This is a genomic window from Wansuia hejianensis, assembly GCF_014337215.1.
In the GTDB taxonomy this organism is placed as follows: domain Bacteria; phylum Bacillota; class Clostridia; order Lachnospirales; family Lachnospiraceae; genus Scatomonas; species Scatomonas hejianensis.
This window is the reverse complement of record NZ_CP060635.1, coordinates 454,625-472,061: the sequence shown is the minus strand read 5'-3', so window position 1 is coordinate 472,061 and position 17,437 is coordinate 454,625. Positions and strand designations below refer to the sequence as shown.

The window sequence follows — 17,437 nt, the reverse complement described above, 5'->3', positions numbered from 1 at the left end:
GATAAAATACCATAACTGGGGGAAACTTTCAATCCCGTTCAAACGGAGAGTGATATTCCGCAACGCTGCCCAGGTATTCTTCGATCCGGAGGAGCTGATTATATTTGGCGTTCCTGTCGCTCCGGCAAGGCGCACCCGTCTTGATCTGTCCGGCTCCTGTTGCCACAGCCAGATCAGCGATAAAGGAATCTTCCGTTTCGCCTGAACGGTGAGAGATAACGGCCCTGTAACCGGCAGACTTTGCCATCTCTACGGCATCCAGCGCTTCGCTGAGAGTGCCGATCTGATTCACTTTTACCAGAATTGCATTTGCCACTGACAAATCAATTCCGCAGCGCAGTCTTTTAATATTAGTGACAAAAAGGTCATCGCCCACCAGCTGAATCTTCCCGCCCAGCTCGGCGGTCATCATCTTCCATCCTTCCCAGTCATCCTCATGGAGCCCGTCCTCTATGGACAGGATCGGGAATTCATCCGCCAGCTCTTTGTAGTATTCAACCATCTCACGCGCATCTCTCTGTACCTGAGTACCCGTCATCTTGCTCTCTCCCGGAAAGCTGTAAACGTTTTTCTCTTTATCATAGAGCTCGCTCGCAGCAGCGTCAATGGCGATTCCTATTTCTTTTCCCGGTTTATAGCCGGCCTTTTCCACCGCTTCAACAATCAGCTTCAGTATTTCTCTGGAATCTCTGACATCCGGCGCAAAACCGCCTTCATCGCCTACAGCGGTAGATAGCCCCTGCTCCTTCAGAATCCCCTTCAGCTCGTGGTAAATTTCAGCGCACATCCGGAGCGCCTCACTGAAACAGCAGGCACCCGCCGGCATGATCATGAATTCCTGCAGGTCTACCGTGTTATCGGCATGCTTTCCACCGTTTAAAATATTCATCATCGGAACGGGCAGCCTCTTTGTATGGCAGCCGCCCAGATATTGATAAAGCGGCAGCCGAAGTGCTTTTGCACATGCTCTTGCGGTCGCCATGGAGACTCCCAGTATTGCGTTTGCCCCGATGTGTTCCTTATTTGCGGTCCCGTCTGCTTCAATCAGCAGCTGGTCAATATATATCTGATTCAGGGCATTTTCGCCCAGCACAGCCTCTGCCAGCTTCTGATTCACATTATCAACCGCTTTCTGCACGCCCAATCCTTTGTAGCGTTTTTTTCCATCACGCAGCTCTACTGCCTCAAACTGCCCGGTAGATGCCCCCGAAGGCACTATTGCGCGTCCTGTGTATCCATCTATTCCGATAATTCCTTCGCCAACCGTCACCTCTACCTCAACGGTCGGATTTCCCCTGGAATCCAGAACTTCTCTTGCGTTAATCCGTCTAATCGGCAAATAACGAAACATGATTGTTCCTCCTTCAGATTTCTGGAGCGGAAAAGCTTCTGATCCGCCTTCCTATTGAACAGTATAGCCGATTTTCTGCAGATCTATGTATTCCTCTTTTTTTTCCAGACCATCCACAAAACCATTGCTGCCAGCACCAGGCTTCCGGCAAATAACGTCCGGAAAGAAACCCAGTAAAGCAGAGGATTGCGGGTGATGACAAAGTTATCGATTTTCACCTCCTCTGTGTTACCCGAAGCGTCAGTCGCTTTTACCACCAGCTGCTGCGCCCGGTCGGCTTCCTTTAGATGAACCAGATATTTTCCATCTTTCAGGACCCCCTCTGCCGGCTGTCCATTCAAACGGAATTCCACCCGTTCCAACAGAAGATTATCAGAAATCTGGAAAACAGCATCCATTGAGCTTTCAAAATATGGCATTCCGCCGGAAAGATTCAATGCCTCTATCAGGGGAGGCGTCCTGTCCACCCCAAAGGACAGGACATCCGGCTCCAGATATCTGCTGCTGTCATTAAAATGGCCGCTGGCGTCCACAGAGGTCAGCTGAACCTGATAGACGCCCTCCTGCTGGAACACCTCCGGATGTATAACATATAAATATTCTCTCCATGTTCTTTCTCCTCCCCTGCGGATCATCTGGTAATCCTCATCTGCCGTCAGGATCCTGCCCGCCCCGTTCCGGATCACCCGAATCTGAATCCGGTCCTCCAGTAATTCTTCCGGGTTTTTCTCTGTCACTGTAACCGCCGGAGCCTCAGACTGATAGGTGCCTATAATTTTCCCGCTGGCAGCGGCCGGGATATAAATGGAGCCATACCGGTTCACAGCAAAACAAAGCGATGATTCTGCGTGGTTTCCTGCCCGATCTGCCACGCGGGCAGACACAGTATAGCAATCGTCAAATTTTCTGTCTTCAGGAAATTCTTCAAATATAAATCGTTCCCCTTCTTTTAAAGACACAGAGTTCCCCCGTATCTCCTGATCGCCGTTCACATGGCCGGTAAGCTTCAGCTCAAGACTCTCTCTCACCAGATGTTTATCTGCAAAGGAAACAACCGGCCGGTCCCCGTCTGCCATCCCTATTTCCAGCTCCGGAGCCCTGGTATCGATCACAAAAGAAGTCATTTTTTGCCTGTTCCCGCAGTTTCCTGCCCGGTCTTTACCTTCTACAGAAATCTCATAAAAACCATCTTCCCTGCAAAAAAATGATGTACGGTGTATTTCTCCATCATGTTCCCATTCCTGAAAATCTGGCAATGATTCTTCTTTTCCTTCGCTGATGAACCGGCCGGCCATGGAAATATGCGCTGCAGAAAAGTTGCGCTCCCTCACCTCCACATATGCTTTCCTGACGTGATCATAATATTCCTTTTCTTCTTCATCCTCCCATTCCAGCCATATCTCAGGCGGAACCGTATCTATTGTGAATTGGACACAAATATCCTGAGCCCTCCTTCCCGCGAGATCTTCTGCACGGACAGTAACTGTATATTCCCCATCTTCGGAAACTGCCAGCATTTTTCTATATTCGGTCATACCTGGCTCCTCCTGGCACTCCCGTAGTTTCCACCCTCCGGCGGCACTCTCTTCCGGCAGCTCCTCCTTCACCCCGTCTCTCATGATATCCACAGTTATCTTACCAGGTTCCTGGTTCCTGTCCCTTACAACCAACTCTGCTTTCCATGGGCTTTCCAAATATCCCGTATCCCCTAAAGTAACTTCTGTTTCCAGGGGAATTACTGCCAGTTCCGGCCCTGACTGGTCCATGCTGAAGCATTCTTCTCTTTCTGAATGATTCCCCGCCCAGTCCGTAAAACGCACCCAAAAAACCACTTCGTTGGCATCACAGTCCACCGTCCATAGCCTCTCCAGCTCCACCACCAGATTCCGGTCACTTTTTCTGCTGACCCATTCCCCGCATCCTTCACCGTCAAGGCTGCCATCCGGCCTGATCTCCAGCACCCCTGTTTCTTCCTCTATCAGACCTCTGCTGCTCCTGAGCTGCCATTCTACTTTGCGTATTCCTGAATGATGATCCTTCACCTCCAGCCGCAGCGGCACCTTTTCCCGATACAGATCCCAGCCGTCCGCATCCCGGCATTCCGTCTCCGGCCTTTCTATGGATAGATGATCCTCCATCAGATGAAAGGAATTGGATTCCAGTACCAGACCAGCCAGACTAGCCGGGCTGCCTGAACAGTTCCCCGCCCGGTCAGCCACTTTTACCTGAATCCACCCTTTAAAACCGGCTGGAATCCGTAATGATGACCTGCCGCATCTTTTCCCTTCCAATGGCTGAGAGACTGTCTGCCAGGTTCCTGTCTCCGACCAGTACAGCTCCCAATCAGCGCGTTCCAGTCCGGAGGACGGCTCCGGATCGCTGAATTCTGCCGATACTATTGTATCCTGATCCAGAAAATATCTGTATGTTTCCTCCTCATTCTCCGGAATAACCACCATTTCCATGCCGTCTTCTTTTTTAAAAGAAAACCCTCCGACTGCCGGCGCTTCGCAATCCTCCCCAAAAGTTCCTGTCACTTCATCCCCTGCATCCCTGGTCCCTGCCCAGACTGCTTCAGCAATTACTTCCCCTCCCAGCAGAAGCACAGCCGCGGCCAGAATTGCCGCCCATCTATTACCTGCCATAAAAAGTCTCCTTTCCGATGATTTTTACTTCTTCGATGATCTCATCCCTCAATGCCCTGCCCCTCTCAGTGGACGGGTTTACCGCCCCCGCAGCTTCCGTTGTCTCCAGCCGGAATACCAGCAATTCTCCGTCTGTCACGCCTTCAGATAATAATTCCCTCTGATAGCTGGCAGCCGCGCGGACACACATACGGTAAAATTCCAGCCTGGCCGTCTCCGGCAAGCCATTGTCTTGTCTTACCTCGTTCAACAATACATTCATATTCTTCCAGAAGCTCAGATACTGTCCCTCTTCTGTTCCTTCTCTGACCCGTACTGCCAAATCCCTGTAAAAAGACCCAACTTCCCGGTAAATGCCAGCCATTTTTCTCTGAACGGACCCGCCCTGTGCCTTGACTGCCGCCTCGAACCAGGGTACAGCTGCTTTCATCCTTGTCAGTTCATTGTCAGACGCGATTCCAGCTTCTGACCACTCTTCTTTCCCGTAGGAATAATAATACCAGTAAAGCTTTCCTACCTGAAACGCCAGATCCGCATATTCCGCCTGTTCTTTCAGTTTACTGCCCCCGGCCTCCACAAGTGCCAGAATCAATTTTTCTTCTTCAGTGCTAAAGCTCTCATCCGCTTTGAAGCTCTCGACCAGCATCAGATATCCTTCCATATGGTCCGGGCGCAGCAGTATGGCTTGTCTGATTAATTTCTCTTTCTCTTCCTGATCTACTGTTCTTTCAGCTCTCTCAATCCATTGCCTGTAAGTTTCCTCCTTCTCCTTCTGCTCTAATCTTCCGTTTACAGCCCCAATGGCGCATACCAACAGAATTGAGGCTGCAGAAAGAGCCCATTTCCGCCTTTTGGACAGCGCCCTGTTTCTCCTGAAGCTGTTCTCCCGGCACTTCTCCAGAGAGTTCAGCAATTCCCTGCTGGAATAAAACCTTTTTTCTTTTTGATGTTCCATGCATTTCCATAAGATCTTTGACAGTTTCCCAGACATTCCCGGAATCCTCTTTACCGGATGGCGGCCAGGCAGCTTCCCGGCCGCCATCCGGTAAAGAGTGACTCCCAGACAGTAGATGTCGCTGCGGCAGTCCGGATTACCTCTCAGCTGTTCCGGCGCCGCATACCCTCTGGTGCCCCAGCCCTCTGCAGGCCTTCCGTCTGCCGACGCTATTCCCAGATCAACCAGCTTTAACCGCCCCTCCTTTTGAAGGAGGATATTTGCGGGCTTTAGATCCCGGTATAAAACCGGAGGCTGCCTCGTGTGGAGATAATCCAGCACCTCAGCCAGTTCCCTGGCCCATTCCCATATCCTGACGCCTTCCTGCGGACCTTCTCTCTTCAGCAAATGCTCAAGGGTTTCCCCTTCGATGAAATCCATAACCAGATAAACTGCGTCACAGTCCTCTGTCCTGTCTACAATCCTCGGCAGCGCGGGATGATCCAGCCACCCTAACAGCTCTGTCTCCCGTTCCAGCATCCTCTGGTTCCCAGGAGCCTTCCTGATTTTTTTAACGGCCCAGTATTTCTGCAGACGGATATCCCAGGCCAAATATACCTCCGCTGTCCCACCAGAACCCAGAAGCCGCTGAAGACGGTATTTACCGCCAATTATGCCGCAATCTGCCATCAGCCATCACCTGCTCACATCATAAACATACATAAATTGGAATTTAATTTCCCGATCGGGAAATGAATTAAAAAGAATTAAGAAATTTTCACTAAAATGAATCAGAAGGCGGCACAACACCGCCCGCTGATGAGAAACTATAAAACCCGTTCCTTTAATATCCTGACATCATCCTCCAGGCAGTTCACACGGACCAGAAGCAGCTCCTTCTCACCTCTCAACCTTCAGCGCTTCATCCAGCTTCCTGCTCAAATTCAGATGACCTTCAGCAATCAGTCTGATATTTCTATTCGTCTCATTTTCAAGCGTAATGCACAGCCCCTTCATCTGGGATTCCACAGCATCCATTCGTACTGCAATAGATTTGATGCCGCCTTCCTGGGACTGCATTCTGTTGTCCAGTGACTGCACCTTATCATCCAATGACTGCACTTTATCATCCAATGACTGCACTCTGTGATCCAGTGACTGCACCTTATCATCCAACGACTGCATTCTGTGATCCAGCGACTGCACCTTATCATCCAATGACTGCACTCTGTGATCCAGTGACTGCACCTTATCATCCAACGACTGCATTCTGTGATCCAGCGACTGCACCTTATCATCCAATGACTGCACTCTGTGATCCAGCGACTGCACCTTATCATCCAATGACTGCACTTTGTGATCCAATGCTCCTATTTTTTCCAGGATTAATCTTGTATCTTCGTTCATTTCATTCACCTCTTTGATTGTTATTCTCTCCAAAGGCTCCTGAGTAACTATCCGTCTGTTTTTAATTATACAAGACCCTCCCGCAAAAAGCCATAAAATCTTTCTAAAAATATCTTTACAAATTCTCCAGCAATATCGTAAACGGTCCATGGTTCACCAGTGAAACTTCCATGTGCGCTCCAAAAATCCCTGTCTCTACCACAGAAACCTGTTCCCTCGCTTTTTTAACCAGATATTCATAAAGACCTTCCGCCAGCTTCGGATCTCCTGCCTCGATAAAACTTGGGCGGTTGCCTTTTCTGCAATTGGCATACAATGTAAACTGTGATATTAGCAACAGCTGTCCCTCTACGTCAGCTAGAGAAAGATTGGTTTTCCCCTGTTCATCCTCAAAAATCCGAAGGCCCAGCAGTTTTTTTAAATATTTATCTGCTTCCTCCTCCGTATCTCCCTGACCTACTCCGATGAATACCAGGAAGCCCTTACCTATCGAGCCAACAACTTTTCCTTCTACTTTTACACTGGCCGAATCCACCCTTTGGATTACAAACTTCATAGAATCACTCCTTCCTATCTATTTTCAGAATATTCACAAATCATTTACCATTAGACTGTTAAGATATTTTTTTAATACAAATTTTCATTTTATATATTGACATACTGCAAACTGTTTGTTATAATTTATTCAAGAAATACAAACAGAAGCAAAGGAGGACAGACCACCGAAATCATAACGAGTTACCTCATACTATGAAAGAAAGGAAGGTACGGACCACCAGACACATGAATGATTCAATCCATACTTAAAGAGCCATCTGATGACGAGAAAGTCAGATGGCTCTTATTCATTGCTGAAGTCCCGGACGCTATCCAAAAGCGTACGCTTTTAACAGCGCCCGGAGAGCATTCACTGTATATGCGGAACAACTGACTTGAATACTCTGTGTTGTTCACGTCATCGAACATGTTCATTTATTAACAGTGATTTTCCTGTCATTTCCTTCGGCTGTTCCATTCCCATCAATTCTATCAGGGTTGGAACGATATCCGCCAGCTTTCCTCCTTCAGCCAATCCGTATGCAGGATCTGCGTTCACCAGAATGAAGGGTACCGGATTGGTCGTATGCGCGGTAAATGGTTCTCCGGTCGTCTCATCAACCAGCTGCTCAGCATTCCCATGGTCGGCGCAGATGAACATCTGGCCGTTCACTTCTTTCAGCGCTGCCACCGCTTTTCCCACACATTCGTCGACAGCCTCAATCGCCTTAACCGCCGCTGCCTCCACCCCGGTATGGCCGACCATGTCGGGATTCGCAAAGTTAATGATGATCACATCATATTTCTGGGATTTTATGGCTTCTACCAGCTTATCGCAGACTTCATAGGCACTCATCTCCGGTTTTAAATCGTATGTCGCCACCTTCGGAGATTTTACCAGTATTCTGTCCTCACCCTGATTGGGCTCTTCAATGCCACCGTTAAAGAAAAAGGTCACATGGGCATATTTCTCTGTTTCCGCTATCCGGGCCTGTGTCATGTTGTGTGCCGCCAGATATTCGCCAAAAGTATTTCTGATCTCTTCCTTTTTAAAGGCTACCAGCTTATTCGGAATCGTATCATCATAATCTGTAAAGCATACATATGTCAGCTCCAGCCGTTTATCTCTCGGAAATCCGGCAAACTCAGGATCACAGAAAGCCCTCGTGATTTCCCTCGCCCGGTCGGGGCGGAAGTTAAAGAAGATTACTGAATCTCCGTCCTGAATAGTCGTGACCGGATGGCCGTCCTTCTCCATGACCGTCGGAAGTACAAATTCATCAGTTTTCCCATCATCATAGGACGCCTGGACTGCTGCCGCCGCGTCGCTGCCGCCGTTCACGCCTTCACCCTTTGTCAGGGCTGCGTATGCTTTTTCTACGCGGTCCCACCGGTTATCACGGTCCATCGCATAATAACGCCCGGATACCACTCCAATCTGGCCGACGCCGATTTCTTTCATCTTTGACTGCAGTTCTTCAATAAAGCTTTTGCCGGAAGCCGGAGGCGTATCCCTGCCGTCCAGGAAGCAATGCACATATACTTTTTCCAGGCCGTGCAGCTTCGCCAGCTTCAGGATTCCGTACAGATGGGTGATATGGCTGTGAACGCCGCCGTCTGATAACAAGCCGAAGCAATGAAGAGAGGTCCCCTTTTCTTTGGCATTATTCACTGCTTTTAAAAGAGCCTCATTTTCAAAAAAATCACCGTCTTCAATCGCTTTCGTAATGCGGGTCAGCTCCTGATAGACAATTCTTCCCGCACCCATGTTCAGATGCCCCACTTCGGAATTGCCCATCTGTCCCTCCGGAAGGCCCACAGCAAGGCCACTGGCCTGTCCCTTGACATAAGGGCACTGGCTCATCAGCTGGTCCATAACCGGGGTCCTGGCCTCACAGACGGCGTTGTGCTCGCAGGTATCATTCAAACCATATCCATCGAGAATCATTAATACTGTCGGTTTTTTCTGCATGATTGTTCTCCTTTATATTCGATCTGGCTCTATGCCAGCACTTTGGACAGGAATTCTTTCAGCCTCGGATGCTTCGGATTGCTGAAGAATTCCTGGGGCGTGTTTTCTTCCTGTATATTCCCGTCGTTGATAAACAGCACACGGGTACCAACTTCACGGGCAAAGCCCATCTCATGTGTTACTACTGCCATAGTCATTCCGGAACGGGCCAGCTCCTTCATAATTGCCAGAACTTCGCCAACCATCTCCGGGTCCAGCGCTGAAGTCGGCTCATCAAACAGCATCACGTCCGGCCCCATGGCCAGCGCCCTCGCGATCGCAACACGCTGCTTCTGGCCTCCGGACAGCATATCCGGATAGCTGTCGGCTTTTTCCGGCAGCCCCACCCGTTCCAAAAGCTCCAGCGCCTTGTGATCCGCCTCCTGCTGGGACATCTTGCCACATTTGACAGGCGCCAGCGTGATATTTTTCATAACTGTCATATGCGGGAACAGGTTAAACTGCTGGAACACCATTCCCATTTTCTGCCTGTGCAGGTTAATGTCTGTCTTCGGATCTGTGATATCCACTCCCTCAAAATAAATATGACCGCCTGTAGGCCTCTCCAGCAGATTCAGAGACCGGAGAAATGTTGATTTTCCGGAGCCTGACGGCCCGATGATTACAACAACTTCTCCTTTCCGGATCTCTGTCGTGATTCCGTCAAGAACCACATGATTGCCAAATGCTTTCTTCAGATCTGAGACCGCAATCAGCACTTCCCCGTTATTAATCTTATGATCTCCGCTCACCGCTTCTCAGCCTCCTTTCCAATTTCCCCAGCAGCCACACCAGTATCATGACTATTACCAGGTATATCACTGCGACGCCCAGAAGGGGCATCATCTGGTCATAGGTCTGGCTCCGGATGATATCTCCTGCTTTAGTCAGATCCATCATACCCACATATCCGCAGATGGACGTCTCCTTCAGCAGCGTGATAAATTCATTGCCCAGAGCCGGCAGTACATTTTTAAATGCCTGCGGCATGATGATATTCGTCATCGTCTGGAAAAAATTCAGTCCCAGTGAACGGCCGGCCTCTGTCTGCCCGATATCCAGGGACATGATCCCGGACCGGACCGTCTCTGCCACATAGGCGCCCGAATTAATACCGAAAGCCAGTATAATTACCATGATCTTAACCGTGTTGGGAGACGTAAATACGCCAAAATACCAGATCATGACCTGTACGAGCACAGGAGTGCCGCGGATTACCGTCAGATAAACCTTTGCTATAAAATTCAATATTCTTAATACAATGCCCGGTTTATCTGATTTATCATGGGATGACCGGATGATCGCCAGCACAAACCCCAGGGCAATGCCAAGCAGCGCTGCAAAAACGGTGATAATCAGAGTATTTTTCAAACCGTTTACAATATACATGTAACGCTGACTTTCTATAAAATCTTGTGTAAAGTGATCTATTAACCAATTCAATATACGTACCTCATTTTTAATGATATCGTAACAGTTCAGCCTTCCGGCTTCACTGCCACAAAAGCATGCGCACAAGTTGCATCTACATACAGCGGAAGGCTGAACGGTTACAATATAGGTTTTACCTATAAAGTAAAAAGGGCTGCAGCATAGTTCCTAGAGTATTCTGCAGCCCTGACCTGTCACGTCGTTATTTTTTTACAATGATAACCTGTTTTGCTTTTGCATAAGTATCTGTAAAATCAACATTCTCCAGACGATCTTCTGTAACTGTCATTCCAGCCACGCCAATATCCGCTTTTCCAGAGGTGACAGCCATGATAATAGAATCAAATTCCATGTTGTCAATTCTCAGATCCATTCCCAGCTTATCAGCGATCGCACGTGCTATGTCCGCATCAATGCCGACTACATTCTCTCCGTCCAATGACTCATAGGGCGGGAATTCCGCATTCGTAGCCATAACCAGGGTTCCGTTGGAGTGGTCGGCATCGGCTGCCGATTCATAGGATTTCTGGTCCGCGCTGTCACCGATCCAGTGTCCGATGATCTCATCCAGAGTACCGTCCGCCTTCAGATCTGTCAGCGCCTGATTAATTTTGTCTTTCAGCTCTGAGTTAGACTTGTCGACACAGATCGCATACTCCTCTTCCGCAAAGGGCTCGTCCAGAATCTTCAGGTCATCATTCTCGGACACGAATACCTTTGCCGGTTCATTATCGATAATTACACAGTCGATTTTGCCCTGCTTCAGGGACATTACGGCATCTACGCCTTTGTTGTAACGCTCTACAACAGTGCCCGCTTCATCTCCCTCATAATCGGTCGCATAGATATCACCGGTGGTTCCAGTCTGCACGCCGATTTTCTTACCGGGGAGGTCGTCCATCCCGGTCACCGCACCTGATGCCTCTGAACTGCTGCTTCCCGCCGCTGCATCGGATTTCGGCTCGCTTCCGCAGGCAGCCAAAGATATCATGCAGACTGCTGAAAGCATCAGCGCTGCAAACTTTTTCATTTTTTTCATACTTACTCCTTCCTAAATACCTTTTCTGTATATTTATGCACAAAAATATTATACCAGTATTTTTTTGAAAAACAAGTGGAATTTTGTATCTTTTATGACTGAACCCGGATCACAGAGGATATTTCCCGGATAACCTCCATTTCCATGAATGTCTGCAGGGAATCCCTGAAATGGCGTTCTTTCACCCTGTCTGTGATCAAAACGATTTCCGCGTGTTCACCGCAGACATTTTTCTGGATCATCTGGGCGACGCTGACGCAGTTATCCCCCAGGACTTTTGCCACCGCTGCCAGCACGCCGCAGGTATTCTCCACCTGCATACGGATAAAATAACGGTTGGCGGTCTCGTCCATTGCTATCACCGGAAGGTTTCTGTAGCAGGTGCAGCCGATCCTTCCGCAGGTACCGTGGACCAGATTCCGGACGATGTCAAACACATCTCCCACCACAGCGCTGGCAGTGGGCATTTCCCCGGCACCCCGCCCGTAGAACATCGTATCACCTACCGCATCCCCTACCACAAATACTGCGTTATAACTGTCATTGACGGACGCCAGGGGATGGGCGCTTTCAATCATCATTGGATGCACTCTGGCTTCAATCCCGGAATCTGTCTGTCTTGCCACACCCAACAGCTTGATGTCATACCCCATCTCCTTCGCATAACAGATGTCCCTGGCCGATATCTTCGTAATCCCTTCTGTATACACATCATCAAACGTCACTCTGGAATGAAACGCGATAGATGCCAGAATCGCCACTTTCCGGCCTGCGTCCAGCCCTTCAATGTCCGCCGTGGGATCTGCCTCCGCATAGCCCAGCTTCTGTGCCAGCGCAAGGGCATCCGCAAATTCCATCCCTTCCCGGGTCATTTTAGTCAGGATGAAATTCGTGGTTCCATTGATAATGCCCATCACTTCAGAGATATAATTTCCTGCCAGGCATTGTTTTAGAGGACGTATGATCGGGATGCCTCCTGCAACGGCGGCCTCGAAAAAGAAATCACAGTGATGGGAATCCGCCGTGTCCATCAGCTCTTTCCCGTCCGCGGCCAGCAGATCTTTATTCGCAGTCACTACATGCTTACCTGCCTTCATCGCTTCCAGAATACAGGTTCTGGCAGGCTCCATGCCGCCCATCAGCTCTATCACGATCTCAATTTCAGGGTCCTTCAGGATTCCCTGCCAGTCGGTGGTCAGCACCGACGAATCCTCCACTTTCTTCGCTGCCTTTTCCAGATTACGGACCAGGATCTTTTTCAGTTCCACTGCAGTCCCCAACTTCTGTTCCATCTCCGGACTTTGTCTTCTCAGCACCTTATAGACTCCGTATCCTACGGTACCAAGGCCCAGCAATGCTGCTTTTACGCTTCTTTTTTCACTCATGCCGGACTCCTCTCCAGATCTTCAGGCCCAAATCCCATAGGCAGCAATTCACCTAACGTATGTACCTCATAACAATCTTCACCGGTAACCAGTATGATTTCAAATTCTTTTCCACAGAATTCCATCATCACCTGCCGGCATACGCCGCAGGGAGCTGCAAGGCCGATCCCGCTTCTGCCGCCGGTGACCGCAATGGCAGTAAAATTCCTGTACCCCTCACTGGCCGCCTTGAAAATCGCCGTCCGTTCCGCACAGATGGTGGGCGTATAGGCAGCATTTTCAATATTGCAGCCTGTAAATATCCGCCCCTCCTCCGTCATCAGCGCAGCTCCCACGCGGAACCCTGAATAAGGGCTGTATGAAAATTCCGCCGCACGGATCGCTGCAGCAGCCAGCTTCCTGCGGTCTGTTTCCTTTACCTTCTGAATCATCCGCTTCCCCCTTCCGTCTTCCTTGTAGAAGAATCCCATTTATGTTATAATAACACCATTGCAAGCTAATATTCAATCGGGAAAGGGTGTTTCTATGAGAACCTGGCAGGGAAAACCTTATTATTCACTCAACGCATACCTCCAGGAGCAGTTTCATCAGAAGATGTACAAGGTCTCTCTGGACGCTGGAATGACCTGCCCCAACCGGGACGGGCACCTCGGCACCAAAGGCTGTATTTTCTGCAGCGCAGGCGGCAGCGGCGAATTCGCCGGAGACAGGGCCATATCCATCACCGGCCAGATCAACCGGCAGATCGAAGAGATCTCCCGAAAACGTCCGGTTCACCGTTTCATCGCCTATTTTCAGGCGTATACAAATACTTACGCGCCTGTCGAATACCTGGAATCCGTTTTCACAGAAGCCATCTGCCATCCCGACATATCGATACTGTCCATTGCCACCAGGCCAGATTGCCTGAACGATGAAGTGCTGGAGCTATTGTCACGGCTGAACTGCCGCAAACCGGTCTGGGTGGAGCTGGGCCTCCAAACCGTCCATGAACGGACTGCCCGGTATATCCGGCGCGGATATCCTCTTTCCTGTTTTGAGGACGCCACACTGCGGCTGCACGAAAGAGGGCTGCCGGCCATTGTCCATACGATCCTGGGGCTGCCCGGTGAATCCGACCAGGACGTACTGGAAACCATGGATTATCTCAACACACAGCCTATCGCCGGGATCAAACTGCAGCTCCTTCATGTATTGAAAGACACTGACCTGGCGTCAGACTATGAAAACGGCTGCTTCCAGGTATTGGAACGGGACGCTTACGTCGCTCTCGTCATCCGCTGCCTGGAGCGTCTAAGGCCCGGCCTGGTCATCCACCGGGTGACGGGAGACGGCCCTAAAGCCTTGCTCCTGGCCCCCCTTTGGAGCAGCGCCAAACGAAGCGTCCTGAACCAGCTTCATCAGGAAATGGCAGAACGGAATACCTGGCAGGGCAGGCTGTACCATCCCACAGTGACTACAAGCAAAGGAGAATCCTAAAAATTATGATTGAATCTTCCTATTCCCTCTACAAGCTGATCGTTCTTTACATGCTGAAAAAAGTGAACTTTCCGCTGACAAACGCCCAGATCTCCGATTTCATCCTGGGCCAGGAATACACCTCATACTTCCATCTGCAGCAGGTGCTCACAGAAATGGTGGAATCCAGCCTGATTCAAACTGAGGCGATCCGCAACGCGACCTATTACCGGATGACAGAGAATGGGGCACAGACACTGGAATTTTTTGAAAAAGAGATATCTCCGGAAATCAAACGGGACATCACCAACTATCTCGTAACTCATTCCTACGAAATGCGCAACGAATCCTCCACCCTGGCGGACTACTACCGCACCTCCAATCAGGACTTTGCGGTTCACTGCATGGTAAAAGAGGGGAAAACAACGCTGATTGAGCTGACCTTCACGGTGCCGACAGAAGCAGCGGCCCAGACATTATGCGAGAATTGGAAAAAAAAGAGCCAGGAAGCATACGAGGCAATCATGAAACTATTGATGTAAGAACGCTTAGAGAAGGGGATGGATATCCGGGCGAAATGCGGCAGAAGCCGTGTCCGCCCGGGAATCCATCCCCTCTGTAATCCTATCCTTCTGTTTTATACATGGTATAGCTTAGATACCTGATATTGAGGCTCATACGTAATATGTACGCCCAGCTTCCGGAATATTTTCTCGTCCACATGGGACAGGATCACCGTAGAATGTGCTTCGCAGCCCCGCAGCTTGGGAAGCTGCTGCATGGCTTTATCGGCAACTTCGTCGGTGGCCGCACAGATCGACAGGGCGATCAGCACCTCGTCGGTGTGGAGCCGCGGGTTCTTATTGCCCAGGCAGCCGGTTTTCAGACGCTGGATTGGCTCGATGATGGTCGGGGAAATCAGATGGATGCTGTCCTCAATGTCCCCCAGCGTCTTCAGCGCGTTCAGCAGCAGCGCAGAGGAAGGGCCCAGGAGTTCTGAGGTTCGTCCTGTTACGATCGTCCCATCCGGCAGCTCCATGGCGGCGGCCGGTTCCCCAGTGGCTTCCGCCTTGTCCAGAGCCGGCTTTACGACTGAACGGTCTTCCGGAACTACGCCGGCCTGTTTCATCAAAAGCTCCAGCTTATAGATCACATTATCTTCCGTGATTCCCCGGCGGCGGCCGCAGAGCGCCGTGTAATACCGGCGGATGATTTCCTGGCGGGAAGCTTCACTCACGGCTTTGTCGTCGTAGATACAATTTCCGGCCATATTAACGCCCATATCAGTCGGTGACTTATAGGGGCAGGTAACCATTATTTTCTCCAGCATAGCCGAAAGCACAGGAAAGATTTCCACATCCCGGTTGTAGTTTACCGTAGTGACTCCATAGGCCTCCAGATGGAACGGATCTATCATATTGACATCGTCCAGATCCGCAGTTGCCGCTTCATATGCCAGATTTACCGGATGCTTTAAGGGCAGGTTCCAGACGGGGAAGGTCTCAAATTTGGCATAGCCTGCCTGAATGCCCCTTTTATGCTCATGATACAGCTGTGAAAGGCATGTGGCCATCTTGCCGCTTCCCGGCCCGGGGGCGGTGACTACCACCAGCTCTCTCTCTGTCTCTATATATTCATTCTTTCCGTAGCCTTCCTCACTGACGATCCGGGTCAGGTTGGAAGGGTAGCCATCAATCGGGTAATGACGGTATACCTTCACGCCCAAGGCCTCTAGCCTCCGCTGGAAGGCCTCTGCCGCAGGCTGCCCCTGGAACCTGGTCAGCACAACACTTCCCACGTAAAGGCCGATCCCGCGGAATTCATCGATGAGCCGCAGGACGTCTGAATCGTATGTGATCCCCAAATCGCCGCGCACCTTATTTGCCTCGATATCTGCCGCTCCTATAGCCATGACAATTTCCACCTGGTCTTTCATCTGCAGGAGCATCCGAAGCTTGCTGTCCGGCTGAAATCCAGGCAGCACGCGGGATGCATGGTAATCGTCAAACAATTTTCCGCCAAACTCAAGATACAGCTTTCCCCCGAATTGGGAAATCCGTTCCCTGATATTGGCAGACTGCAACTGCAGGTATTTTTCATTATCAAATCCTGTCTTTTTCACTTTTGTTCTCCCACAATTCCTATCTCAGTTACAAATCCAGTTTCAGATCGTTTTCCTTGATCCAGCCTTTTTTCCTCAGCGGCATGGCGATCAGAGGGGTTAACACAGCCGGAAGAATAAAGCAGATCAAAAGTAGACCCGTCCAATCAAATGCCGTGATAGCAGCCTTGGTGCCGTTGGCCACATCGCTGACCCAACCCGTATAGACGCCAATCTGCCCTACCAGCCCGCAGGTCCCCATACCTGAAGCTACTGCCGCCCCGTTCATCTGCAGGCGGAACAGGCAGGTCGCAACCGGGCCTGTAATTGCCGCAGCCACTGTCGGCGGAATCCATATGCGTGGATTTCTCACTATATTCCCCATCTGCAGCATGGAAGTGCCGATCCCCTGGGCAAACAGCCCGCCCCACCGGTTTTCCCTGAAGCTCATGACTGCAAACCCGACCATCTGGGCACAGCAGCCGGCCACAGCCGCTCCGCCCGCCAGCCCAGTCAGTCCAAACGCCGCGCAGATGGCCGCGCTGCTGATGGGAAGTGTCAGAGCCACTCCCACCAGTACAGAGACAATCACCCCCATGAAGAATGGCTGGAGCTCAGTGGCCCACATGATGGCGCTGCCAACCGCATTGGCAGCCGTTCCGATGGCCGGCGCCCACCACATGGACAGCAGTACCCCTATAATTATTGTCACGCTGGGCGTCACAATGATATCCAGCTTCGTTTCCTTTGATACAGCCTTTCCAAACTCTGACGCGATAATTGCCACCACCAGAACCGCAAGCGGGCCGCCGGCGCCGCCCAAGGCATTGGAGGCCCCTCCTACGGCAATCAGCGAAAACAGCACGAGAGGCGGACATTTCAGCGCATATCCGATTGCCACCGCCATGGCGGCTCCTGTGGCCTCCTTCGCATACTTGCCGATTTCAATTAGAATGCCCAGCCCAAACTGCTCTCCCAGCGTGCTGATAATCGTCCCGATCAGCAGCGAAGCAAACAGGCCCTGGGCCATTGCGCCCAAAGCGTCAATTCCGTAACGCCGGGCAGAAATTTCAATGTCCTTCCGCTTCAGGAAATCCTTGACTGAATGTTTCTTCTGTGTATTCTCCATCTCTTCCCC

Annotated in this window: 15 protein-coding genes; 2 read left to right on the top strand and 13 right to left on the bottom strand. The window is 50.5% G+C overall.

All coding sequences use genetic code 11. From position 1 onward, the window contains the following. Nucleotides 1-28: 28 nt before the first annotated feature. The 11 genes from eno to cdd all read right to left on the bottom strand — a co-directional run bounded on the left by eno (nucleotide 29) and on the right by cdd (nucleotide 13,171). Nucleotides 29-1,351, bottom strand: a complete 1,323-nt coding sequence (eno, locus tag H9Q79_RS02205; protein ID WP_249329118.1) for a phosphopyruvate hydratase — start codon at nucleotides 1,349-1,351, stop codon at nucleotides 29-31. A gap of 83 nt (nucleotides 1,352-1,434) precedes the next feature. Then, entirely contained in the window at nucleotides 1,435-3,996 is a 2,562-nt protein-coding gene (locus tag H9Q79_RS02200) for an Ig-like domain-containing protein (RefSeq protein ID WP_118642390.1), read from the bottom strand. Next, nucleotides 3,986-5,620 carry a protein kinase domain-containing protein gene (locus H9Q79_RS02195; protein WP_249329117.1) on the bottom strand — a complete coding sequence of 545 codons (1,635 nt, stop codon included), beginning with the start codon at nucleotides 5,618-5,620 and terminating at the stop codon, nucleotides 3,986-3,988. Before H9Q79_RS02195 ends, H9Q79_RS02200 begins: the two co-directional genes overlap by 11 nt. Nucleotides 5,621-5,830: 210 nt before the next feature. Further along, nucleotides 5,831-6,337, bottom strand: a complete 507-nt coding sequence (locus H9Q79_RS02190) for a hypothetical protein (protein WP_249329116.1) — start codon at nucleotides 6,335-6,337, stop codon at nucleotides 5,831-5,833. A 115-nt stretch (nucleotides 6,338-6,452) separates the two neighbouring features. Next, nucleotides 6,453-6,893, bottom strand: coding sequence for a D-aminoacyl-tRNA deacylase (dtd, locus tag H9Q79_RS02185; protein ID WP_118642398.1), 441 nt, complete (start codon nucleotides 6,891-6,893; stop codon nucleotides 6,453-6,455). A 399-nt stretch (nucleotides 6,894-7,292) separates the two neighbouring features. Beyond that, entirely contained in the window at nucleotides 7,293-8,846 is a 1,554-nt protein-coding gene (gene gpmI / locus H9Q79_RS02180; RefSeq protein WP_118642400.1) for a 2,3-bisphosphoglycerate-independent phosphoglycerate mutase, read from the bottom strand. A gap of 29 nt (nucleotides 8,847-8,875) precedes the next feature. Continuing rightward, a complete protein-coding gene (locus H9Q79_RS02175) occupies nucleotides 8,876-9,637 on the bottom strand; it encodes an amino acid ABC transporter ATP-binding protein (protein WP_283245092.1) in 762 nt (253 codons plus the stop codon). Next, the gene (locus H9Q79_RS02170; protein ID WP_249329115.1) at nucleotides 9,621-10,274 is read right to left on the bottom strand and encodes an amino acid ABC transporter permease; all 654 of its coding nucleotides are present in this window, start codon (nucleotides 10,272-10,274) and stop codon (nucleotides 9,621-9,623) included. The genes H9Q79_RS02175 and H9Q79_RS02170 overlap by 17 nt, the downstream gene beginning before the upstream one ends. Before the next feature lie 244 nt (nucleotides 10,275-10,518). After that, nucleotides 10,519-11,355 carry a transporter substrate-binding domain-containing protein gene (locus H9Q79_RS02165; protein WP_249329114.1) on the bottom strand — a complete coding sequence of 279 codons (837 nt, stop codon included), beginning with the start codon at nucleotides 11,353-11,355 and terminating at the stop codon, nucleotides 10,519-10,521. Nucleotides 11,356-11,447: 92 nt separating this feature from the next. Further along, a complete protein-coding gene (locus tag H9Q79_RS02160) occupies nucleotides 11,448-12,740 on the bottom strand; it encodes a homoserine dehydrogenase (RefSeq protein ID WP_249329113.1) in 1,293 nt (430 codons plus the stop codon). Next, entirely contained in the window at nucleotides 12,737-13,171 is a 435-nt protein-coding gene (cdd, locus tag H9Q79_RS02155; RefSeq protein ID WP_118642402.1) for a cytidine deaminase, read from the bottom strand. Before cdd ends, H9Q79_RS02160 begins: the two co-directional genes overlap by 4 nt. Before the next feature lie 94 nt (nucleotides 13,172-13,265). Between cdd and H9Q79_RS02150 the strand changes: the two genes are divergently transcribed. Continuing rightward, complete coding sequence (locus H9Q79_RS02150; protein ID WP_249329112.1) at nucleotides 13,266-14,219, top strand: tRNA modification radical SAM protein MnmL/YtqA; 954 nt, start codon at nucleotides 13,266-13,268, stop codon at nucleotides 14,217-14,219. Between the two features lie 5 nt (nucleotides 14,220-14,224). Next, nucleotides 14,225-14,740, top strand: a complete 516-nt coding sequence (locus H9Q79_RS02145; protein ID WP_249329111.1) for a DUF4364 family protein — start codon at nucleotides 14,225-14,227, stop codon at nucleotides 14,738-14,740. A 95-nt stretch (nucleotides 14,741-14,835) separates the two neighbouring features. On the opposite strand, the gene H9Q79_RS02140 is transcribed toward H9Q79_RS02145, so the two are convergent. Next, complete coding sequence (locus H9Q79_RS02140) at nucleotides 14,836-16,320, bottom strand: DUF1846 domain-containing protein (RefSeq protein ID WP_249329110.1); 1,485 nt, start codon at nucleotides 16,318-16,320, stop codon at nucleotides 14,836-14,838. A gap of 28 nt (nucleotides 16,321-16,348) precedes the next feature. Beyond that, nucleotides 16,349-17,428 carry a PTS sugar transporter subunit IIC gene (locus H9Q79_RS02135; protein ID WP_118642530.1) on the bottom strand — a complete coding sequence of 360 codons (1,080 nt, stop codon included), beginning with the start codon at nucleotides 17,426-17,428 and terminating at the stop codon, nucleotides 16,349-16,351. Between the last annotated feature and the right edge of the window lie 9 nt (nucleotides 17,429-17,437).